20 protein-coding genes are annotated in these 21,099 nt (G+C 63.4%); 11 read left to right on the top strand and 9 right to left on the bottom strand.

What is annotated here, in order from left to right; genetic code table 11:
- Window position 1: 1 nt before the first annotated feature.
- Complete coding sequence (nhaR, locus tag QZ613_RS02690; RefSeq protein ID WP_291863745.1) at window positions 2-1,012, top strand: transcriptional activator NhaR; 1,011 nt, start codon at window positions 2-4, stop codon at window positions 1,010-1,012.
- Window positions 1,013-1,138: 126 nt separating this feature from the next.
- On the top strand, window positions 1,139-2,071 hold the full coding sequence (locus tag QZ613_RS02685; RefSeq protein WP_043567820.1) for a Tim44-like domain-containing protein: 933 nt from the start codon (window positions 1,139-1,141) through the stop codon (window positions 2,069-2,071).
- A gap of 77 nt (window positions 2,072-2,148) precedes the next feature.
- Here QZ613_RS02685 and QZ613_RS02680 read toward each other — a convergent pair whose 3' ends face one another.
- From QZ613_RS02680 to rocF, 5 genes are all read right to left on the bottom strand, one after another.
- A complete protein-coding gene (locus QZ613_RS02680) occupies window positions 2,149-2,799 on the bottom strand; it encodes a TIGR04282 family arsenosugar biosynthesis glycosyltransferase (protein WP_324593440.1) in 651 nt (216 codons plus the stop codon).
- A gap of 13 nt (window positions 2,800-2,812) precedes the next feature.
- The gene (locus QZ613_RS02675; RefSeq protein WP_043567825.1) at window positions 2,813-3,526 is read right to left on the bottom strand and encodes a TIGR04283 family arsenosugar biosynthesis glycosyltransferase; all 714 of its coding nucleotides are present in this window, start codon (window positions 3,524-3,526) and stop codon (window positions 2,813-2,815) included.
- 85 nt (window positions 3,527-3,611) lie between these two features.
- The gene (locus tag QZ613_RS02670) at window positions 3,612-3,809 is read right to left on the bottom strand and encodes a zf-HC2 domain-containing protein (protein ID WP_043567827.1); all 198 of its coding nucleotides are present in this window, start codon (window positions 3,807-3,809) and stop codon (window positions 3,612-3,614) included.
- 373 nt (window positions 3,810-4,182) lie between these two features.
- Entirely contained in the window at window positions 4,183-4,896 is a 714-nt protein-coding gene (locus QZ613_RS02665) for a hypothetical protein (protein WP_043567871.1), read from the bottom strand.
- Between the two features lie 114 nt (window positions 4,897-5,010).
- Window positions 5,011-5,934, bottom strand: a complete 924-nt coding sequence (gene rocF, locus QZ613_RS02660) for an arginase (protein ID WP_043567829.1) — start codon at window positions 5,932-5,934, stop codon at window positions 5,011-5,013.
- A 258-nt stretch (window positions 5,935-6,192) separates the two neighbouring features.
- Here rocF and QZ613_RS02655 point away from each other — a divergent pair, with 258 nt between their 5' ends.
- Window positions 6,193-6,885 carry a hypothetical protein gene (locus QZ613_RS02655; RefSeq protein ID WP_291863751.1) on the top strand — a complete coding sequence of 231 codons (693 nt, stop codon included), beginning with the start codon at window positions 6,193-6,195 and terminating at the stop codon, window positions 6,883-6,885.
- Between the two features lie 84 nt (window positions 6,886-6,969).
- Here the strand turns inward: QZ613_RS02655 and QZ613_RS02650 are convergent, their stop codons facing one another.
- Entirely contained in the window at window positions 6,970-7,644 is a 675-nt protein-coding gene (locus tag QZ613_RS02650) for a DUF2461 domain-containing protein (RefSeq protein WP_291981437.1), read from the bottom strand.
- 134 nt (window positions 7,645-7,778) lie between these two features.
- Between QZ613_RS02650 and QZ613_RS02645 the strand changes: the two genes are divergently transcribed.
- The 8 genes from QZ613_RS02645 (at window position 7,779) to QZ613_RS02610 (ending at window position 18,492) form a co-directional block, all read left to right on the top strand.
- Window positions 7,779-8,330, top strand: coding sequence for an SRPBCC family protein (locus QZ613_RS02645; protein ID WP_291863753.1), 552 nt, complete (start codon window positions 7,779-7,781; stop codon window positions 8,328-8,330).
- Between the two features lie 351 nt (window positions 8,331-8,681).
- Complete coding sequence (locus tag QZ613_RS02640; RefSeq protein ID WP_043567837.1) at window positions 8,682-9,719, top strand: permease; 1,038 nt, start codon at window positions 8,682-8,684, stop codon at window positions 9,717-9,719.
- 11 nt (window positions 9,720-9,730) lie between these two features.
- Window positions 9,731-9,967 (top strand): thioredoxin family protein, encoded by a 237-nt coding sequence (locus QZ613_RS02635; RefSeq protein WP_043567839.1) that lies wholly within the window; start codon window positions 9,731-9,733, stop codon window positions 9,965-9,967.
- A 383-nt stretch (window positions 9,968-10,350) separates the two neighbouring features.
- Window positions 10,351-13,065: an HAD-IC family P-type ATPase gene (locus QZ613_RS02630; RefSeq protein WP_291981435.1), complete on the top strand. Its 2,715-nt coding sequence runs from the start codon at window positions 10,351-10,353 to the stop codon at window positions 13,063-13,065.
- Window positions 13,066-13,328: 263 nt separating this feature from the next.
- On the top strand, window positions 13,329-14,363 hold the full coding sequence (locus tag QZ613_RS02625; RefSeq protein ID WP_043567842.1) for an efflux RND transporter periplasmic adaptor subunit: 1,035 nt from the start codon (window positions 13,329-13,331) through the stop codon (window positions 14,361-14,363).
- A 44-nt stretch (window positions 14,364-14,407) separates the two neighbouring features.
- The gene (locus tag QZ613_RS02620; RefSeq protein WP_291981432.1) at window positions 14,408-16,222 is read left to right on the top strand and encodes an ATP-binding cassette domain-containing protein; all 1,815 of its coding nucleotides are present in this window, start codon (window positions 14,408-14,410) and stop codon (window positions 16,220-16,222) included.
- Between the two features lie 47 nt (window positions 16,223-16,269).
- Window positions 16,270-17,376: an ABC transporter permease gene (locus QZ613_RS02615; RefSeq protein ID WP_043567877.1), complete on the top strand. Its 1,107-nt coding sequence runs from the start codon at window positions 16,270-16,272 to the stop codon at window positions 17,374-17,376.
- A 6-nt stretch (window positions 17,377-17,382) separates the two neighbouring features.
- Window positions 17,383-18,492, top strand: coding sequence for an ABC transporter permease (locus QZ613_RS02610; protein ID WP_291903811.1), 1,110 nt, complete (start codon window positions 17,383-17,385; stop codon window positions 18,490-18,492).
- 19 nt (window positions 18,493-18,511) lie between these two features.
- Here the strand turns inward: QZ613_RS02610 and QZ613_RS02605 are convergent, their stop codons facing one another.
- The 3 genes from QZ613_RS02605 to arsB form a co-directional block, all read right to left on the bottom strand.
- On the bottom strand, window positions 18,512-19,144 hold the full coding sequence (locus QZ613_RS02605; RefSeq protein WP_291981430.1) for a cation diffusion facilitator family transporter: 633 nt from the start codon (window positions 19,142-19,144) through the stop codon (window positions 18,512-18,514).
- 353 nt (window positions 19,145-19,497) lie between these two features.
- Window positions 19,498-20,034: a sigma-70 family RNA polymerase sigma factor gene (locus QZ613_RS02600; protein ID WP_043567845.1), complete on the bottom strand. Its 537-nt coding sequence runs from the start codon at window positions 20,032-20,034 to the stop codon at window positions 19,498-19,500.
- Between the two features lie 2 nt (window positions 20,035-20,036).
- Entirely contained in the window at window positions 20,037-21,098 is a 1,062-nt protein-coding gene (gene arsB, locus QZ613_RS02595) for an ACR3 family arsenite efflux transporter (RefSeq protein WP_291981428.1), read from the bottom strand.
- Window position 21,099 lies beyond the last annotated feature (1 nt).

The raw sequence follows: 21,099 nt of genomic DNA, 5'->3' as shown, positions 1-21,099 counted from the left end.
CGTGGCCTCGCTCAACTACAAGCACCTGCGTTACTTCTGGATGGTCGCCAAGTGCGGCGCCATCGCTCGCGCCTGCGAACAGCTGCACCTGACGCCGCAGGCGGTCAGTGGCCAGTTGCGCGAGCTGGAGGATTCACTCGGCGTCGAGCTGTTTCGCCGCGCCGGCCGCGGCCTGGAACTGACCGACGCGGGGCGGCGCATCCTCAGCTACGCCGAGGAGATCTTTGCCATCGGTGACGAGCTGCTCGAGGTCGCTCGCGACCAGACGATGACCCAGAGCCTGCCTTTCGCCGTCGGAATTGCCGATTCGGTGCCCAAGTCGGTTGCCCTGCGGCTGGTCGAGCCGGTCCTGCATCTGCCCGAGGCAGTGCGCCTGATCTGCCGTGAAGGGCGCCTGACCGGCCTGCTCGCCGACCTCGCCGTGCATCGTCTGGACATGGTCATCGCCGACCGACCGATGCCGGCAAATCTCAATGTCCGTGGCTACAGCCACCCGCTGGGCGAGAGCGACCTCACCGTCTTCGCCGCGCCGGCTTTGCTCGCCAAACTCGACGCAAGCTTCCCGGAGATGCTTAACGGCGCCCCCTTCCTGATGCCCGGCGACGACGTGGCGATCCGCTTGCGGCTCGAGCAGTGGTTCGAAGGCTCTCGCCTGCATCCGCGCATCGTCGGCGAATTCGACGACAGCGCGCTGCTGAAGTCCTTCGGGCAGGCCGGAGCCGGCCTTTTCGTCGCCCCGACGGCAATCGCTGCCTTCGTCAGCGATCAGTATCGCGTGCGCGCCGTCGGGCGCATCGATTCGATCGCCGAACAGCTTTTCGCGATCACCACCGAGCGTCGCTTGAGCCATCCGGCCATCGTTGCCATCATTCAGGTGGCCCGCGATCAGGTTTTCGGCGCCACGACGCGTGCGCCACGACGCTCGAGCAAGGCTCCGCAGGAGCAGGCACAGACATCGCTTCAGCCGGCAGCCTCCCGCGCCCGCTCGCGGTCGCCGGGCAAGGACTCCTGAGCCGCTCCGCGGAAGCCCGCAAACACTTCATTATTTTCGAAGTGTCAGTGTAAATAATTCTGCTTTTATGTCGCCTTCCCTCGGTCTATGGTGGCTCTCTCTTCCATCCGGATTCAAGGAACGACCATGAAAACCTTCTCTTTGCTGGCCGCCGTGCTGGCTCTCGGCCTGACGCTGAGTGTCGGCGATGCCGACGCCGCTGGCAAGCGCCTCGGCGCCGGCAAATCATCGGGCATGCAGCGCGATTCGATCAGCGCCGACAAGTCCGCCGCCGGGGCACCCGGTGCCGCCAAGGCGCCGGCAGCAGCCGCTGCGCCGCAAGCGCAGCCCAAGCGCTCGTGGATGGGTCCGCTCGCCGGTCTCGCCGCCGGTCTCGGACTGGCAGCGCTGGCTTCGCACCTCGGCTTCGGTGAGGAACTTGCCTCGATGCTGATGATCGGCCTGCTGGTGATGGCCGCGGTGCTGGTCGTCGCCTTCATCATGCGCCGCCGTGCCGCCGCCCGACAGGCCGGAGCCGGTGGGTCGGGAGGACTGCAGTACGCTGCGGCCGGCAGCGGCAACGCGCCCAACAACCGGGGCCTCGATGAATCGCCGATGCTGCCCTCCTCGGCGACCTCCACCTCCTTTGCCGGCGACTCGACCACCGCGGCCCCCGGCGCAGCGCGGCTCGCCAGCAGCGCCAACATCCCGCTCGATTTCGACGCCGCCGGCTTCGTGCGCAACGCCAAGGTCAGCTTCATTCGACTGCAGGCCGCGAACGACGCCGGCAACCTCGACGACATCCGCGAGTTCACCACTCCCGAGATGTTTGCCGAGATCAGCATGGCCATCGCCGAGCGCGGCGACGCGGTGCAGGAGACCGACGTCGTGACCATCGAAGCCGAAGTGCTCGACGTCGCCGAAGAGGCCAGCCGCTACGTGGTCAGCGTCCGCTTCTCCGGTCTGATTCGGGAAGACAAGGACGCCGCCGCCGAAGCCATCGACGAGGTATGGCACCTGGTCAAGCCGCGCCACGGCAAGGGCGGCTGGACACTGGCCGGCATTCAGCAGATGCAGTAAGTGATCTGCACGCCGACCGCCGGCAGCAGGGCTGCTGGCGGCGGCCGACTCTGTGGCAATGTGCGGCGAACACGGCGTCAAACCCGCTCGCGGGTCGCTCCCCTGTCGCCCGTGAAGCCGCGTAGCGTCGCCAGCCGCGGCAGATCGGCCGGCCGATCGACGTCCCAGAGAGGCGGCAGCTCGCGCCAACGCAGGCCCAGCGCCAACAGCCGCTGCCGCGTCTGTACCATTACCCGTTCGCTACCCCAATCGACGCCTGTGAAAAGGCCCGGCTGCGGGCAACGCAGACCGACCAGTACGTAGCCGCCGTCTTCGGCCGGGATGAACACCGCATCGTTGCCCTCCTCCCGCGACTCTTCGCCCAGCGCCCTGGCCGCCGCCGCGAGATGCTCCGCTTGCAGCGCCGGGCAATCGGTCCCGATCAACAGCAGGGAACCGGCCTCGGCGGCGAAGGCCGCTGCCATGCGCGCACCAAGGTCAGCGCCAACCTGCTCGCGAAGCTCGACCCGGCAGCGATCACGCAGCGCCCGAAAGAAGCGGTGCCGGCCGTCCGGCGCCACCCACAGGGTGACGCCGCCCAGCGCCGCGCGGCTGGCCACCGCCAGCGCGTGCAGAGTCAGCCGGCGATGCAGGCGCGCCGCTCCGGCGGCGCCGAGGGCAGGAATCAGCCGGGTCTTGGCGGCCCCCGCCTGCGGCGCTCGGGCAAAAACGGCCAGTGCAGGCAGCACAGTCGATCGTGGCTCAGGGCTGGCGTGGCGAATAGCCATAACGAAGCGCCAGCTGCGCCGGGTCGGCACCAAGAAAATAGCTCGCCCGCAAACGCCACATCAGCACGATGGTGCGCAGCACGCCATGCTTCTCCCAGCGCCGCCCGGACGTGCTCACCCGGGCGCGCAGACACGCCGGCGAAGCGATGGCCTTGAGCCGCTTGCAGAGCGCGATGTCCTCCATCAGCGCCAATTCGGGAAAAGCGCCGACCGCCAGGAAGGCCTCGCGACGAACGAAGATCGCCTGATCGCCGGTGGCGATCCCGGTCAGCCGCGAGCGCCAGTTCATCATCGCTGCGACGATACGCAGCAGGCGATGGCGGCTGGCGATGGTCACGTCGAAGCGTCCCCAAGTCGCACCGCCGACGATCGCCGCGCGAATCAGCGCGTCGGCATCGCGCGGCAGGGTCGTATCGGCATGCACGAAGAGCAGCACCTCGCCGCGACTGGCACGCGCACCGGCGTTCATCTGCAGCGCCCGCCCGCGCGGCGAGTCGAGCAGCCGGTCGGCGCCGTCCGCGGCCAGCGCCAGCGTGCCATCGCTGCTGCCACCATCGACGACCAGCAGCTCGGCGCCGCGCGCACGCAGGCACTGCAGCTGCGCCAGTTGCGTGGCGAGCGTAGGCGCCTCGTTGAGTACCGGCAGAATCAAGGACAGGAAGGGGCGTTCGTCGTCCGGTGTCGTCATCGCACATCGCTCATCGCTTGATCAGGAAACGGCGACACCAGCCGACCAGCGCCAGGAACCGCAGCCGGGGCAACGACTTCGGCAACTAATCGCCACGCTCCTTGCCGGCCGGCTCGCCGGCAAACCGGCGGCACGCCGCATGCAGGAAGTTCATCTGCTTCTTGAAGTTCGCACAACCCTGGCACATCGCCAGATGCACGCGCAGACGCAGGCGTTCGGCGAGCGTCAATGGGCGATCCTGCTCCTCGGAAAGTAATTGGGTGACCTCCCGGCAAGTCAACATGCGTGTTCTCCGAAGCGTCGTGAATCGTCAGGCGCCGCGCGTTTGCACGCGGTGCAGCGGGAAAGCAGTAAGTTGGCGATGACCGCGGCCCGCACGGCGAAACGGCGGCAAGGGTCCCTGGGAAAGCTCAAGATTATCCTTCATTTCATGAATCTCTGGCACGCTCGAGCGCTGATCGCCAACGCCCGCTCGACCGCGAAAACGCTCAGCAATCGGCTCCGAAACACTTCGCTCGGCATTGCACGGCCGTGATACTTCTAACAGTCGCGTGAGATCGTCAATTCTTACAACCCAATGCAGTAGCGACGAAACTGGCCAGCGGCGCGTCCCGATCGCCCACACCCGTGTGCGCCGCGCCCACCGGCGCCGCCGCTCATTGCCCTGCCGCGGCTTCAAGCGCCAAGGTCAACGCCTGGACGTCGATCGGAAGATAGCCGGTGATCTCCAGGTTGCGGTCCTCGAAGACGTCCGCGCCCGGCGCACTCGCCTGCCACTCGGCGACCACCGCGTCGCGCTGCCGGATCAGCGCCTCGACCTGTGGGCGGAAGAGCTGCAGCATCGCGGTCAGCCAGCGATTGACCGCCCAGTTGGGGAAGGCATGGTCGATGGCGAAGCGGTCGAGCATGGCGATCGTCTGCTCGGCGGGGTACCACGCTTCCGCAGTCACCCAGCGGTTGGTGCAGAAGAAACCGATCGGATAGCCCCAGGCGTCCATGGAGATCGCCACCAGGTGAGCAAGCGCGTCGTCTCCCGCCGGCCAGGTATCGGTGGCCTGCGGGTAGTCGAGCGGACGGCAGTCCGGCGGCATGCCGCCAGCGCGCAGAAAGAGATGGAAATGGCCATGTTCGAGTTCGCCGTCGCGATGCGTATGGTAGTAGTACTGAGCCTGCGTTTCGCGGTCGAGAACGTCGTCGCGCGGATAATGCTCGAGTTCGACAAACTCGCCCTGCCCACGCAGGACCTCGCCGACGAGATTGATGCCGGCCTTTTCGAGGACGCGGTAACACTCGCGAATCTCGCCGGCAGCGGCGAGCATCGAAGCACGGCGTTGAGGACTCAGGCCGTCCAGGTTGGGCGAAGGATTCATTTGAGCTCGCTGTAGGAAAAAAAAACAGTGTTCGAGGACCTTTGCCGTCGTTGATGGCAGCGCGACGATGCCGGTGCAGGCGAGCCGCGGCAAAGCAGCCTGCTCCCGCCTCGGCTACCCGTGCAGGCGCATCAGCGTGCTCTTGCCGAACAGGCTCTCGACCAGGTCCACCGCCAGTTCTGCGGTCGTGTTGCGCAGATCGAGAGCCGGGTTGAGCTCGACGATGTCGAGCGAGCGCAGTCGCCCGGTATCGGCGATCATTTCCATGCACAGTTGCGCCTCACGATAGGTCGGCCCCCCGCGTACCGTCGTCCCCACCCCCGGCGCGATTTCAGGGTCGAGGAAATCGACGTCGAGGCTGACGTGCAGGTGGGTATCCGAAGCCACGCCGGCCAGCGCCTGCTCCATCGTTTCGCGCATGCCGACCTCGTCGACGTAGCGCATGTCGAAGACTTCGATGCCAATCTCGGCCAGGAAGCGCTTTTCACCGTCGTCGACGCTGCGGATGCCGATCTGGCGAATGTCCTGCGGCAGAATGGCCGGTACATGGCCGCCGATTTCGGTCAGCAGCGATGGTCCATAACCGCACAGGAAAGCGCCTGGCATCCCGTGGATGTTGCCAGTGGGAGTCACGCTCGCGGTGTTGAAATCGGCGTGCGCGTCGAACCACAGCACGCGCAGACTTTTCCCCGTCTCGCGACAGTGGCGTGCGACGGCGCTGATCGAACCGATGGCCAGGCAGTGGTCACCGCCGAGCATGATCGGCAGGCGCCCAGCGTGTAGTTCGGCATGCACCGCGTCATGCACGCTGCGGTTCCACGCCGCCACTTCGCGCATGTGGCGAAAACCATTGACCGCCGGCAGGTCCGGATTGCCGGGACCGCTCAGATTGCCGCAGTCCCTGACCTCGACGCCAAAGTGAGCGATCGCCTGAACGATGCCCGCGACGCGCAGCGCATCCGGCCCCATGCGCGCCCCGGGTGTTCCGGCGCCGACGTCGGTGGGAACGCCGATGAGGCTTACGGGAATTATGGTCATCGCAGTCTTGAGTCTAGTCATCCATGAAATCGGCGGCCACCGGCGACGCGAATCGCAAGCGGGCCTGGTCTGCCGCCAGCGTCGCCGGGGAAGCCGAAGCGCTTTCTCACCCTGACCGGCGTCGGACCGAGGGAAACAGTTTCCGCCATTTCTCGTTCGGCCGCCATGGCGCGCAGTCACGACACGAAAGCAGCCATTGCCCGCCGCCACGGAACAGTAGTACGCTCGCCGCTTCCCAACGCAAGAACTCGATACGCAATGTTCGGACGATCCAAACCCGTTGTCTTCGATCGCTATGAATCGCGCCGCTCGCGCCGGATGATCCCGAACTGGCTGTGGCTGCTGCTCTTCGGTGCGGCCATCGGCGCGGGGGCTTTTTTCTACGTGCAGCAGGAACTCATGCCACCGCGGCTGTCGGCCGACGAGTCAATTCGCCTGCGCGCGGCCCTGGATGGCGCAGATCAGGAGCGTTCGCGTCTCGCCGCTGAACTGGACCAGGCCACGCAGGTGCTCGGAGACGCGCTTGCCAAACACGACCGCCTGTCCGGCGAACTGGCGGCCAGCCAGCACCAGGTCGGCCAGCAGCACGACGACATCGAGGCCTTGCTCGCCACGCTGTCGCCCGACCCGCGCGGCGGGGCGATCGAGATTCGGGCAGCGCGCTTCTCGCTCGACGGCGACAACCTCGGCTACGACATCGTGTTCACGCGTCCGCAGGCGCAAGGCGCCCCGCTTGCCGGCGTGCTGCAGTTGCTCGTCGCCGGCAAGACTGCCGGCGGCACCGAAACGACCTTGACCCTCGGGCCGGTCGGTGTCAAGGTCGGCGAATACGCCATCGCCCACGGCAGCCTGCCGATGCCTGCCGGCTTCGTCCCGCGCCAGGCCAGCCTGCGCGTACTCGATCGCCTCGGCGGCAAACAGCTCGGCATGCGCGTGATCAACGTCCAGTAGGGGCTGAAAGGCCGCTCTCCGGTGACGCGCTTGCGCGTGGCACTGCCGAGAGGCAGTGGTCAGGGGCAAGAGGCGCGCTGCTCGTCAGCACTCGACCGCCAGCGCATCGCACAGGAACTTGAGAAACGGTGTGGCGGCGGCAAAGCGAGCGCCGGCCGTGCTCGCGAAGTCCTTGCCGAGCACCTGCTCGGGCGACAAGTTGGCGATCGCGATAAAGTCCTTCCGCTTGAGGTCCTCTATCGCCTCGTGATCGGCCGGGTAGCCGCGCGGGGGCCGCGTCAGGCTTTCGCCCGACAGGGTCCATTCGCCGACGAAACCACTCTCGTCGCGTACCGCAAACCAGCGTTCAGGCTTGTGCGCAATCCAGTCGCGGATGCGCGCAAGAGAATCGCCGTCCGGATGCCAGCAGCCCACCCCCAGGAAGCATTCATCGCTGGCGATGTGGACGTACAATCCAGGCGCATGGACGTCCTTGCCGGTGGCGTGGCGGAACTGGATTCCGATGTTGGTCTTGTACGGCGTCTTGTCCCGAGAGAAGCGCGTATCCCGAAACACGCGCATCAGCGAACCGCCACTCTTGCGCGGATCGGCGCGAAATTGCGGCGCAAAGGTCTCGAGCAGCGGCGCCATCTCGGCGATGAACTGCCGTGCCGGCTCACGTACGAGGGCCTCGTATTGCGATCGGTTCTCCTCGAACCAGGTCCGGTTATTATTCGCGGCGAGATCGTCGAGGAAGGCGATGCTGTCTTTGCTGAACATGAGGGCGACTCAACAGGTGGTCAATGCACGGAGCGGTTTTCGCAGGCAGGATGGTAACGTGTCCGCGAATCTACGTGGGGCCGCCGCTGCGAGTCATTGCAGGGTCTCGAATTGACATGGGTTGTGACCTGCCGATGCCCGATTTACGCCGCGCCGCCGTTTTCCTTCTGCTGCTCATCCACTGCGTGGCGTTCGCCGCCGAGCCGGAAATTCGGGTCGCCATCGACAAGGTCGACGAGGCCTTCCTGGTTGACGCGACGCTTGCCATTCCGGTGCCCTTGCCTACCGCATGGGCGGTGCTCACCGACTTCGACAACATGGTCGGCATTCTCAGTAACCTGACCCTGAGCAAGATCGTCCGTCGCGATGGCAACTCGGTGACCGTCATGCAGAAGGGTACGGCAAGGTACGGTATCTTTTCCTACGCCTTCGCTTCCGTGCGAGAAGTACAGCTCGAGCCGATGAAGCGGGTTGTCGCCATCCAAGTCTCGGGAAATGCCAAGCGCTTTCAAAGCGAGATGCGACTGTCGGAAACCGGAAGCGCCACCGAGATTCGCTACCACGCCGAGATCGTTCCGGCGTCGGGGATCGCGCGGACCTTCGGCGGCCCCTTCGTGCAGCACGAAGTCGAAGAGCAGTTAGCCTTGCTGGCGGCGGAAATGATCCGGCGCAAGGCGGCCCAATGAGGGCGTCGCGCCGTCGTGGCGTCCAGCCTTGCGCACGCTCGCGTCGCTGAGCTTGCGCCCATAAGACGGACGCCATGAAGTGCGGTTCTAAGGCTTCATGGAGGAACGTGAGATGAAAACGAGGATACCGAAGCGGACCTCTACCCCGGTGGCCGGTCAAATTCCCCCACGTTTGGTCACTTCAAAATCCCCCACCCTGAAGGTCGCGTGACGGACCTACCACCAATCTGGCACAGCCCAAAAGCCCAGCTCTCGATTTCCCTGAATCCTTTTGATAGGTCGTTCGTCTTCAAAGGAAGAGCACCCGGGTGACGCAACTGACGTACCGGAAAAGCACATGGAGCAGAAGCAATGACTGGACTGGTGGCACGCTGGCCGCAACAAAGCCCGCGAATCTTTCTTATCGCCGCAGCGGCGATCTGGTGGGGTTTGTACCAAACCCTCATTCCGTTCTCTGAGGCCTTGGTCGCGCTGTTTCCGGTCGCGCGCGATAGTCATCTCGGCGGCGCACTGCAATTCTTCTTCTACGACACACCCAAGGTGTTGATGCTATTGACCGGCGTCGTGTTTGCCATGGGCATGATCAACAGCTACTTCACCCCCGAACGAACGCGTGCGTTGCTTGCGGGTAGAGCTGAGGGTGTAGCCAACGTGATGGCCGCCACACTGGGCATCGTGACGCCATTTTGCTCCTGTTCCGCCGTGCCGCTGTTCATTGGATTCGTCCAGGCCGGTGTGCCTCTAGGGGTGACCTTCTCCTTTCTCATTTCTGCGCCGATGGTTAACGAGGTGGCCTTGACCTTATTGTTTGGCATGTTTGGCTGGAAAGTGGCGCTGCTCTACCTCGGGTTAGGCCTGAGCGTGGCCATCGTGGCGGGCTGGATCATCGGGCGGCTCAAGATGGAAGACCATCTGGAAGACTGGGTGCGCGACATGCCCAAGGCTTCGGCCCGATTCGAGGATTCCGGCGTGACGTTGGCAGAGCGAATTGAAGGTGGCTTTGCGGCGGTACGAGAGATTGTCGGCAAAGTCTGGCCATACATCCTTGTCGGCATCGGCCTTGGAGCCTTGATTCACGGCTATGTGCCGGAGGAATTCATGGCTTCCTTCATGGGCAAAGAAGCGTGGTGGTCGGTACCTTTGGCGGTAGTTATCGGTGTACCCATGTACACCAATGCTGCCGGCGTGATTCCGATCGTCCAGGCACTGCTGACCAAGGGAGCCGCCCTGGGAACTGTCCTGGCCTTCATGATGAGCGTGATTGCACTGTCTTTACCGGAAGCGATCATCCTGCGCAAAGTACTCAAGATTCGCTTGATCGTTACCTTCATCGGCGTCGTCGCTAGCGGCATTCTGCTGGTGGGCTTTGTCTTCAACTGGTTGCTATAGGGTAGATTGAGATGAAAGAGATTAAAGTATTGGGCACAGGTTGTGCCAAATGCAAGAATACAATTGCGCTGATCGAACAGGTGGCAGAAGCTGCTGGCGTAGCGGTCGATATCCAAAAAATCGAAGAACTACGCGACATCACAAATTACGGAGTCATGAGTACGCCAGCTGTCGTGCTTGACGGAAAGGTCGTGCATACGGGGGGCATTCCCAGCCGCGACAAGATCGAGCAATGGCTGAACCATTGATGAAACGTCGAAATGCTCAAGGAACAAGCGGCTACGCCCTTGCTGGTCCGTGAGATTGCGCCATGGAGCGAGAGCAGCACCGGAGCCGATTCATTTGAGAACGGTCACTGCTCGTGATGGTGTTTGATAGTTTTCTGGTCACGCAGGGTAATGTAGGGCAGGTAACCCCTCGGGGAACTTGAACAAACGAACCCTTCTTGGGAAGTCCCTGCTTACCAAGCCAAGAGACCATTCAAGGGTGTCACGCCCTACTGCAATCACCCAGCTTTTTCCGGCTGCTGCCGCGCATAGATGAGGAACTGGCGAGTCAGACACACGCCGAAGGTTGCGGCTGCGGTGTGCCACTCGCAACCCCGACCCCGATACAAGCCGCGAGGTGCATCGTGAATCATCATCAAGTCACAACAGCGCCTGCTGACCAGCATCGCGTCACGCTGGAAGCGTTGCAGCAGCGTCTGCACTGCACAGCGGAGGGCTTGCGCTCGGCCGAGGCCAAGCAACGACTGGTCGAGTTCGGTAGCAATGAACTACGGGTACGCAAAGAGACGCCCGAGATCGTCAAGTTCCTGCGCCAGTTCACCAACTTCTTCGCGCTGCTACTGATCGTCGGCGCGGGGCTGGCCTTCTTCGCCGATTACCTCAAGCCCGGCGAAGGCAACTTCTACATCGGTGTCGCGCTGCTGGCGGTGGTCCTGCTCAACGCGCTGTTCACCTACATTCAGGAGCATCAGAGCGAACGCATCATGGAGAGCTTTCGCAACATGCTGCCGCAGATGATCACGGTACAACGCGATGGGCAGACATCGCGCATCGAGGCACGACTCCTCGTGCCTGGCGATGTGATCCTGCTGGAAGAGGGTGACCGAGTTCCGGCCGACGGACGACTGATTGAGGTAAATCAGCTCAAAGTCGACCATGCCTCCCTGACCGGCGAGAGCGAACCGCAACTGCGCAAGCTGTCCTGCACCCATGACAATCTGATAGAGAGCCGGAATATGGTGTTTTCCGGAACGCTGGTGCAAAGCGGCAACGGGCGCGCGCTGGTGTACGGTACCGGCATGAACACGCAGATCGGCCAGATCGTGCAATTGACCAAGGAGGCGGGTACGGTGGAGACGCCGATCCGCAAGGAGCTGCGCCATTTCATCCGCGTCATCTCCACCATCGCCATTGCGCTCGGCATACTGTTCTTCGCGCTCAGCGTGGCTCTCGGCAACCCCTTCATAGGCAGTCTGATCTTCGCCATCGGCATCATCGTGGCCAACGTTCCGGAAGGCCTGTTGCCGACGGTGACGCTGGCGCTGACCATGGCCTCCAAACGGATGGCCAAGAAGAACGCGCTGATCAAGAACCTGGAAGCGGTCGAGACGCTGGGTTCGACGACGGTGATCTGCACCGACAAGACCGGCACCATCACGCAGAACCGGATGAAGGTCGCCACGCTGGTGCTGGGCGAACGCGAATGGTCGGCCGATCAGAGTGGACTCGCGCAAGAGGAAGGTTTCGCCGATGCCTGGGCCGTCATGGCGCTGTGCAACAACGCGCGGTTGACCGACCATCACTACCAGGGCGATCCGACCGAGGGCGCACTGCTGCTTCTGGCCCAAAGTTTGCAGCCCATCGGCGACCTGGCGGCGCGTTTCCCGCGCGTGCACGAAAGTCCGTTCGACTCCGCCACCAGACGCATGATCACCACGCACAAAACCGGCAACGGTCAGCCCAATCTCGCCTACATGAAGGGTGCGCCGGAGATCGTACTCAAGAAATGCACGCATCGTTTGCATCGGGGCGAGCGGGTCGAATTCGATGACTCGGCTCGTGGTAAGGCGCTGGCGCTGTACGAAGTGCTGGCGGCGCGCGGCGAACGGGTGCTGGCGCTCGCCTGCAAGACGACCGACGCCGATGCGGCCAGCGAAGAGGATTTCGTCTATCTGGGATTGGTGGGCATGCTCGATCCGCCGCGCCCGGAGATTGCCGAAGCGATCGACAGGTGCCGCAGCGCAGGCATACGCGTCTTCATGATCACCGGTGACTACCACACCACTGCCGAGTCCATCGCCCGTCAGGTCGGTCTGTTCACCGGCGACGGTCAGGTAGTCGTGGGCGAAGACCTGCTGCAGACCAGCGAGCAGGAACTCTCCGTTCTTCTGGACAGTCGCGAGCTGGTATTTGCACGCAGCACGCCGCAGCAGAAGCTTCAGATTGTCACCGCCTTGCAGAAGAAGGGCGAGGTGGTCACCGTCACCGGCGATGGCGTGAACGATTCACCGGCCTTGAAGAACGCCAACATGGGCGTGGCGATGGGCGTATCGGGTACCGAGGTAGCGAGAGAGGCAGCGGACATGGTGCTCATGGACGACAACTTCGCCAGCATCGTGCAGGCCATCGAGGAGGGGCGCACGATCTTCTCCAACATCAAGAAATTCATCGCCTACATCCTGACCAGCAACGTCCCCGAGATATTGCCCTTCATCGCCTTCGTGGCGATCGACGCGCCGCTGGCGCTGACCGTGGTGCTGATCCTGACCATCGACCTGGGCACCGACCTGTTGCCGGCCTTGGGGCTGGGACGCGAGCCGCCGGAACACGACGTGATGAAACAACCGCCGCGCCGCCGCGACGAAAGACTGCTGACCTGGCCGCTGCTGGCCATGAGCTACGGCATCATGGGCATGCTGCAGGCCGCTGCCGGCTTCTTCGCGTTCTTCGTCGTGCTGCATCAGGGCGGCTGGGTGTGGGGCGGCGACCTACCGACCTCGGGTTTGCTCTATCGGACTGCGGTGACTTCCTTCTTTGCCGCGGTGGTGATCTGCCAGGTGGCGGATGTGCTGATCTGCCGCACGCGCCGGCAGAGCATCCTGTCCGCCGGCATCTTCCGCAACCAGCTGATCTGGGTGGGTATCGCGGCGGAGCTCGGGCTGCTCGCGGCGATCTCACAGATCGAGTTCTTGCAGCCGTTCTTCGGCACCGCGCCGATCGGCTGGTTCGAGATCTCGCTGGCATTGCCGTTCGCGGCAGCGATCCTGCTCGGTGACGAGTTCAGGCGCTGGCTGATCCGGCGTGACAACCGCTTCGTGCAGCGCTGGCTGACCTGGTAGCCGCGCGATGCAAAGCTCGAGCTGAAGGGGCCCTACAGCAGCGATGAAGACCTCTGTCCGACCATGTACGAACTACCGGGCGACATCGCCAGCGAAGCGGATGACCGCAACTGTTTCTTGGAAAGCGATGCGTGCATGGAAGGCGCCGATCGCCGCTGGTGACGACTGGCGCTTGAGTCGGTTCGCTGTTCCGTTACTCCCCGAACCCCTATTACGGACCAATCTGCCGCACGACAGCTGCAAATACCCATGATCGAGACCCCATGAAACGCAAGATTCTCTTTGCTTTGCTGGCCATCGCCGTGCTCGCCGGTGGCGCATTCTACTGGCACCGTAGCCATCGTCAGAAGGCGTCCACCACAACCCTCGCGCTTTATGGAAACGTCGATATTCGGCAAGTCCAGCTGGCTTTCAACGCATCTGACCGGATCGATCGCATGCTCGTCAGAGAGGGAGACGCGGTGCGCCAGGGGCAATTGCTGGCGACGCTCGACAGCACCCGGCTGGAACAGAATGTCGCGCTGCTGGAAGCGCAGCTGGCGGCGCAGCAGCAAGTCGTCGCGCGCCTCCGGCGCGGTAACCGGCCGGAGGAAATACAGAAGGCGCGTGCCGACGCCGAGGCCGCCCGGATCGACGCTCGAAACGCCGAACGAACGTATCGGCGACTCGCGGATCTGGTCGCCCGGCAATTCGTCGCCCAACAGCAGGCAGACGACGCCAAGGCCGCGTCCGACGCTGCCCAGGCCAGGTACGAAGCCGCGCAGGCGACTCGTCACCTGCAGGAAATGGGTCCTCGCGTCGAGGATATCGCCGCCGCCCAGGCGACACTCAAGGCCAACGAGGCGGCGCTGGCGATGGCCCGTAAACAACTCGCCGATGGGTCGCTTTATGCCCCTGCCGATGGCGTCATTCAAGACCGCATCCTCGAGCCGGGCGACATGGCTTCGCCGCAGCTTTCGCTGTATACCCTGGCACTCACCGATCCGATCTGGGTGCGCGCGTATGTGCCGGGACCCGACCTGGGGAAGATTTACAGCGGCATGCGCGCCGAGGTCAGCACCGACAGCTATCCCGGCAAACGCTATCGCGCATGGCTGGGATACATCTCCCCCAGCGCCGAATTCACGCCGAAATCGGTGGAAACAAGCGACGTGCGCTCGAACCTGGTCTATCAAGTGCGGGTGTTTGTCTGCAATCCACAGAATGAACTACGCCTCGGCATGCCGGCAACGGTGTTCATCCCCCTCGATCAAGCCGAGTCCGGCGCAGCCGTGGCGCCGCCTTGCCAGGACCGGTGATGCCGCCAGGCGCCGCGGCTCAGCCGACAAGGCTGGACTCACTGGTGGACCACGGCGAGTCTGTCGCGCTGGGCATCAAGCAGCTATCCAAGGCCTTTCATGCAAGCAACGGGCGCGTCGTTCAGGCGCTCGACAAGGTCAGCTTTTGCGTTCGGCACGGCCGGGTGAGCGGCCTCATCGGCCCGGACAGCGCCGGCAAGACGACGCTCATGCGCCTGGCGGCGGGCTTGCTGCTCGCCGATAGCGGTAGCGTCACGGTGCTCGGCAAGGATGCCGGAACCGAGTCGCTGCAGGTGCAGGGCAGCATCGGTTATATGCCGCAGCGCTTTGGCCTTTATGAAGACTTGACGGTGCAGGAGAACCTCGACCTCTACGCCGACCTGCAGGGCGTTGCGCTGGCCGATCGTGGCGATCGCTATCGCGAGTTACTGCAGATGGCGGGGCTGGAAGCGTTTACCCGACGCCTGGCCGGAAAGCTTTCCGGGGGAATGAAGCAGAAGCTTGGGCTGGCCTGCAGCCTGGTGCGCCAGCCGGCCTTGCTGCTGCTCGACGAGCCAACGGTCGGCGTCGATCCGCTGTCGCGACGCGAGCTGTGGGCGATCGTCAATCGCCTGGTGCGCAACCAACAGACGACCGTGCTGCTGAGCACGGCGTATCTCGATGAGGCGGAACGCTGCGACGAGATTTTTCTGCTGCATGACGGGCAACTCCTCGATCAGGGCGACCCGAAGATCCTCCGCGATCGTCTGCAAGGCAGAATCTTTTCGGTCACCGCCGAGCATCTGTCGAAGCGATCGCTGCACGCGCAGTTATCGCAGGCCCCCGACGTCGTGGACGCCGTCATCCAGGGCGAGCAGGTGCGTCTGGTGATGGCCGTGGCGACGCCCCCCAGTCTCGCCGCGCTGCTGCCGGGGATCGAGAACGCCCGCATCAGCGCCGTGCCGCCACGCTACGAGGACAGCTTCATCGCCCTTCTCAAGGGCCAGCCGCATCCGGATGGTTTGGATAGTCCGGATGGTCCGGATAACGCCGCACCTGCGCCAGCCGCCGAGCCCGATGCGCGGCCACCGACAACGACGCAAAATGCCGCGTCGATCATCGAGGTCGATCAGCTGGAGCGTAGTTTCGGCAGTTTCCGAGCCGTCAGGAAGGTCAGCTTCGCCGTAGCGTCGGGCGAGGTCTTCGGTTTGCTGGGCGCCAATGGCGCCGGCAAGACGACAACCTTTCGCATGCTGTGTGGCCTGCTGCCGGCCAGTGGCGGCAGCCTGCGGGTTGCCGGCGTCGATCTTCGCCACGCGCCTGCTGCGGCGCGCGCCCGCATCGGCTACATGTCGCAAAAGTTTTCGCTCTATGGCCACCTCAGCGTCGGTGAGAACCTGCGCTTTTTCAGTAGCGCCTACGGCTTGTCGCGGCAGCGGGCCGAACAGCGCATGCGCTGGGCGATGAGCGAATTTGCCCTTGCGCCGCTGGCGGCGACGGCCAGTGGCGATCTCTCGCTCGGCTACAAACAGCGTCTGGCATTGGCCTGCGCCTTGATGCATGAACCGGATATTCTGTTTCTCGACGAACCCACATCGGGCGTCGATCCGCTCGCACGTCGTGAGTTCTGGCAGCGCATCAATACCCTTGCCGAGCAAGGCGTCACGATCATGGTGACCACCCATTTCATGGAAGAAGCCGAATACTGCGACCGCCTGGCGATCATGGTGGCGGGCGAGATCCTGACCATCGGGACGCCGAGCGCGATCAAGCGGCAGGCGCGTAGCGAAGCCCTACCCGACCCGTCGATGGAAGATGCCTTCATTGGCCTGATCGAGGCGCACAGCCGCGCCGAGAGTCAAACGGAGCCCGGCTCGTGAACGATCGCTCGCATCAGAAGCGCTCGGCAGCAGCCGGCAAATCGGCGATGCGCCTGCGCGGTTTGATCCGCAAGGAGTTCCTGCAGATTTTCCGCGACCCGAGCAGCATCGCCATTGCCTTTCTGATGCCCGTGGTGTTGCTGCTGCTGTTCGGCTATGGCGTGTCTCTGGACTCGGAATCGATACCCGTGGCGCTGGTCGTCGAACAACCGAGTGCCGATACCGCCAGCTTCACGGCGGCGTTCAACAAATCGCGTTATTTCGTTCCCACTTCGTACGCCACCACGCAGGCGGCCGAAACCGCGATGATGGCCGGCAAGGTCAATGCCATCCTGGTGTTGCGTCAGGACTTCGCGCAGCGCCTGCGCGGACCGGGCAGCGCACCGATTCAATTGATCGTCAATGGCGTCGATGCCAATACGGCCAGAATCATTTCCGGCTATGTCGAGGGCGTCTGGGGGCGCTGGCTGGAACACCTCGCGCTGGCACGCGGCGAGTCGCTGGCCACGCCCGTCCGGATCGAGCAGCGGGTGTGGTTCAACAGCGAGTTGCGCAGCCGCAATTTCCTGGTGCCGGGCCTGATCGCGATCATCATGACGCTGATCGGCGCCTTGTTGACGGCGATGGTGATGGCGCGCGAATGGGAGCGCGGCACCATGGAAGCGCTGATGGTGACGCCGGTGAGCATGCGCGAAGTGATTCTCGGCAAGCTGATTCCCTACTTCATCCTGGGAATGGGCGGCCTGGCGCTTTCCGTGGCCATGGCGCTGTGGCTCTTCGATGTACCGCTGCGCGGCTCGCCATGGTTGTTGTTCGGCGCATCGGCGCTGTTCCTGCTCACCGCACTGGGTATGGGCCTTTTCATCTCGACCATCGCCAGGAGCCAGTTCGTTGCCGGGCAGATTGCCATCATCACCACCTTCCTGCCCGCCTTCCTCCTGTCCGGATTCATCTTTGATATCGGCAGCATGCCGGCCATCGTGCAAACCATGACGCATGCCATTGCCGCCCGCTACTACGTGGCGATCCTGCAGACGGTGTTTCTTGCCGGCAATGTCTGGAGCGTGATTCTGCCGAACGTCTTGGGGCTCTGCGTATTGACCGTCATCTTCCTCGCTCTGACGTACCGTAAATCGCGCAAGCGGCTGGAGTAGAGGCGCATGTGGAGACGCATTTTTGCCCTGGCGATCAAGGAGTTCCTGACCCTGCTCAAGGACAAGCGCAGCCGCGTGGTGATCTTCGTCCCGCCGCTGATTCAACTGATGGTCTTTGGTTACGCCGCCACCTTCGATCTCAAGCACGTGCCCTTTGCCGTCTTCAACGAAGACCGCGGCACGGTATCGCGCGAGCTGGTCGCCGCCTTTCACGGCGCGCCCAGTTTCGAGGAGGTGGCGCGCCTGACGCAGGACCAGGAGATCGCGCCGATGATCGACAGCCAGCAGGCTCTGATGGTCATCCGCATCGGGCCGCGCTTCAGCGCCGACCTGCTGAGCGGGCGCTCCGCGCCGCTGCAGGTGATCGTTGACGGGCGCAACTCGAATACCGCGCAGCTGGTGGTCAATTATGCGCAAGCGATCGTCAAGGGCTTCAACAGCGACTGGATCGCCAGCCAGGGCGGCCGACCGCCACCGGCGGTGATCGAGACCCGCGCGTGGTTCAATCCCAACCTGGAAAGCCGCTGGTTTTTCGTTCCCGGCATCGTCGGCCTGCTGACGCTGCTCGTCACCATGCTGGTGACGGCGCTGTCGGTGGCACGCGAGCGCGAACAGGGCACCTTCGACCAACTGCTTGTCACGCCCCTGCGCCCAAGCGAAATCCTGCTCGGCAAGGCCTTGCCGAGTTTTGTGATTGGCATGGGCGAAGCCACGGCGATCATTCTGGTCGCCGTCTTCTGGTTCCATGTCCCGCTGTTGGGCAACCTGCTGACGCTGTATACCGGCGTCGTGTTGTTCCTGCTGTCGGCAATCGGCCTGGGCCTGATGATTTCATCGCTCGCCGTCACCCAGCAACAGGGATTGCTCGGCGCCTTCTTCTTCCTGGTGCCCGCGATCATCCTCTCGGGTTTTGCCACCCCCATCGCAAACATGCCGCCGCTGGTCCAGGCTCTGACCTTGCTGAATCCCATGCGCTATTTTCTGGTGGTGTTGCGTGGCGTGTTTCTCGAAGGCACGCCGTTCGAGCTGCTGATCGAACCGTTTGTGGCGATGGCGGCCATCGGGGCGGTAGCGCTGGCCATCGCCGCCTGGCTCTTCCGCAACAGGATGTACTGATGTAGTGCTGCGTTCTTTATCAGCGGCGAACAAACTGAATGGGCTGTAACTCCCCAGCCGGGCTTTCAGGCTGAAAGGTGACGTGATCGATTCCCTGGTCGCTGGCCACCGCTCTGAGTAAGTGCAGGGTTTGCGGCCAAGAGGCGAGATTGGCGACCAGAACATGGGCCGACAGGGCCAGTCGCTCGGAGGCGATCGGCCAGACATGTAGATCGTGTACTTCGCTGACCCCAGGTACTTCTGCGAGCGCTTGTCCGAACAGCTCGATATTCATCGTAAAGGGCACGCCATCAAGGGTGGCATGCGAGGCTGCGCGCAGCAGACCGACGCTGGAGGCGAGAATCAGTCCACCAATCAGGATCGATAATAAGGGGTCAATTGGTGTCCAGCCGGTAAGCCAGATCACGACTCCTGCGGCGATGGCGGCCACCGATCCCAGTGCATCGCCCATGACGTGCAACATTGCGGCGCGAACGTTCAGATTGCGCTCACCCCGTGAAAGTACCCACGCGACGACGAGATTGATCAGCAACCCGAGTACGGCGACGATGCTGACTGTCGCACCATTGATACTTCCCGGGTGCTGCAGACGTTGCCAGGCTTCGCTGCCGATGACGAAGACCACGGCCACCATGGAAACTGCATTGATCAATGCGGCCAGGAATTCGACCCGACCCGACCCGACCCAAACCATAGGTATGCCGGCGGCTGGGGGGGCGGGCCGCCAAGCAGGCAGCCAAGGCGGATATACCGAGCGACGCGCCATCGGTAACCATGTGGCCGGCGTCTGTCTGCCAGCAAGGCCAAGGATCCCGAGTGCCAACCAGCAATCAGCTCGACTACCGAGAAGCCAAGCGTAAGAGCAAGGACGAGCAGGAGGTTGTTACCTGTAGCACAGCTGTGCGCATGGGCGTGACCACGTTCGCTCATAACAATCCCGCGGAGGTGTTCGGGGCAGCCGCCCCCGACAAAGCGACGACCCGCGGGGCTATACCGTCAAATACGCTACAACGGTGGGCGCGGCGTAAAACAGCAGACACGGCCGTCCTCGTCGAAGCGGACATGGCACGCTTTTATCATTCGTTCTTTCAGGCGTTTGCGGGCACGCTGGATGCGTGACTTGGCGCCAGCCAGCGTGATGCCAAGGCGATCGGCGAGTTCTCGTTGCGACAGTCCTTCGATGTCGCACAAGGTGATTGCCAGCCGATCGGCTTCGGCAAGTTCCGAGAGCACCCGGGGCAGACAACGGTTCAGGTCGTCCACTGCCGGGAGAAGTTCGTTCTGTGGGGCGGGTAAATCGTCCGGCAGTGGGAGGTTTTCACGCGCTGCTCGTAGACGGTCGACCAGTGCATTGCGCGCCACGCGGAAAAGCCATGCCCGCGGGTTGTCGACTGCGCAGAAAAGTTTTCCTTGCATCAAGGCCTTGATGAAGACCTCGTGAAGCACTTCGTCCGCATCATCGCGACCGATTTGATGACGCAGATAGCCACGTAACTGTGACTCGCACATTGACCAGGCTGTAAGCAGGCACGGAGTACTCATGCCTATCTGCAGTTTTCTTTGCCGAGATCGTCGCCGCTGCTGGCCGGAGCATAGCGGTACCAGTGCTCGGTGCGATTGACGAGTGCCACCAAGGACAGCATCACCGGCACCTCAACCAGCACGCCGACCACGGTGGCCAGGGCCGCACCCGAGTTCAGGCCAAACAGTGAGATCGCCACCGCCACCGCCAACTCGAAGAAGTTCGAGGTCCCGATCAGACAGGCGGGGCCGGCGACGTTGTGCGGCAGCTTCAGCATACGGGCGCCAATCATGCCGATGGCGAAAATACCGTAGGTCTGCACAATCAGCGGCACCGCGATCATCGCGATCACCAACGGCCGGTCCACGATGGTCCCGGCCTGGAAGCCGAATAGCAGCACCACGGTGGCAATCAGTCCGACGACGGACCACGGCTTGAGCTTTGCCACGAAGTCGGCGACCGCGTGTGAACTGCGGCGCCCCAGCGCGTGCCGTGTGGCCATGCCGGCGGCCAGAGGAAGCACCACGTACAAGACGGTCGACAGCAGCAGGGTTTCCCATGGCACGCTGATGTTGGTGACGCCCAGGAGGAAGGCGGCGATCGGTGCGAACGCGAACACCATGATGAGGTCGTTCACCGACACCTGCACCAGTGTGTAGTTGGCGTCGCCCTTCACCAATTGGCTCCACACGAACACCATCGCGGTGCACGGCGCCACGCCGAGCAGGATCATGCCGGCAATGTATTCGTTGGCCGACTGTGGATCGACCCAGGGCGCAAACAGGTGCTTGAAGAACAGCACGCCGAGCGCGGCCATCGTAAACGGCTTGATCAGCCAGTTCACGACCAGTGTCAGCAGCAGGCCCCGCGGCTTCTTGCCGACGTCTCTTACCGCATGCCAGTCGATCTGGATCATCATCGGGTAGATCATTACCCAGATGAACACTGCCACCACCAGGTTCACATGGGCGATCTCCAGCCCGGCGATGATCTGGAAGGCGTCGGGCGCTGCCAGGCCCAGCGCGACGCCAGCAAGAATGCCCAGCGCGACCCAGACGGTTAGATAACGTTCAAACAGTCCCATG

This window comes from Candidatus Accumulibacter sp. ACC005, assembly GCF_907163215.1.
In the GTDB taxonomy this organism is placed as follows: Bacteria; Pseudomonadota; Gammaproteobacteria; order Burkholderiales; family Rhodocyclaceae; genus Accumulibacter; species Accumulibacter regalis.
The sequence above is the reverse complement of the archived record's forward strand: the minus strand, read 5'-3'. Positions and strand labels throughout refer to the sequence as shown.

Coding starts and splice junctions, on each gene's coding strand:
- QZ613_RS02685 (WP_043567820.1), top strand. CDS start 1,139: ATGAAAACCTTCTCTTTGCTGGCCGCCGTGCTGGCTCTCGGCCTGACG.
- QZ613_RS02675 (WP_043567825.1), bottom strand. CDS start 3,526: ATGACGACACCGGACGACGAACGCCCCTTCCTGTCCTTGATTCTGCCG.
- QZ613_RS02670 (WP_043567827.1), bottom strand. CDS start 3,809: ATGTTGACTTGCCGGGAGGTCACCCAATTACTTTCCGAGGAGCAGGAT.
- QZ613_RS02665 (WP_043567871.1), bottom strand. CDS start 4,896: ATGAATCCTTCGCCCAACCTGGACGGCCTGAGTCCTCAACGCCGTGCT.
- rocF (WP_043567829.1), bottom strand. CDS start 5,934: ATGACCATAATTCCCGTAAGCCTCATCGGCGTTCCCACCGACGTCGGC.
- QZ613_RS02655 (WP_291863751.1), top strand. CDS start 6,193: ATGTTCGGACGATCCAAACCCGTTGTCTTCGATCGCTATGAATCGCGC.
- QZ613_RS02650 (WP_291981437.1), bottom strand. CDS start 7,644: ATGTTCAGCAAAGACAGCATCGCCTTCCTCGACGATCTCGCCGCGAAT.
- QZ613_RS02645 (WP_291863753.1), top strand. CDS start 7,779: ATGCCCGATTTACGCCGCGCCGCCGTTTTCCTTCTGCTGCTCATCCAC.
- QZ613_RS02640 (WP_043567837.1), top strand. CDS start 8,682: ATGACTGGACTGGTGGCACGCTGGCCGCAACAAAGCCCGCGAATCTTT.
- QZ613_RS02635 (WP_043567839.1), top strand. CDS start 9,731: ATGAAAGAGATTAAAGTATTGGGCACAGGTTGTGCCAAATGCAAGAAT.
- QZ613_RS02625 (WP_043567842.1), top strand. CDS start 13,329: ATGAAACGCAAGATTCTCTTTGCTTTGCTGGCCATCGCCGTGCTCGCC.
- QZ613_RS02615 (WP_043567877.1), top strand. CDS start 16,270: ATGCGCCTGCGCGGTTTGATCCGCAAGGAGTTCCTGCAGATTTTCCGC.
- QZ613_RS02610 (WP_291903811.1), top strand. CDS start 17,383: ATGTGGAGACGCATTTTTGCCCTGGCGATCAAGGAGTTCCTGACCCTG.
- QZ613_RS02600 (WP_043567845.1), bottom strand. CDS start 20,034: ATGAGTACTCCGTGCCTGCTTACAGCCTGGTCAATGTGCGAGTCACAG.
- arsB (WP_291981428.1), bottom strand. CDS start 21,098: ATGGGACTGTTTGAACGTTATCTAACCGTCTGGGTCGCGCTGGGCATT.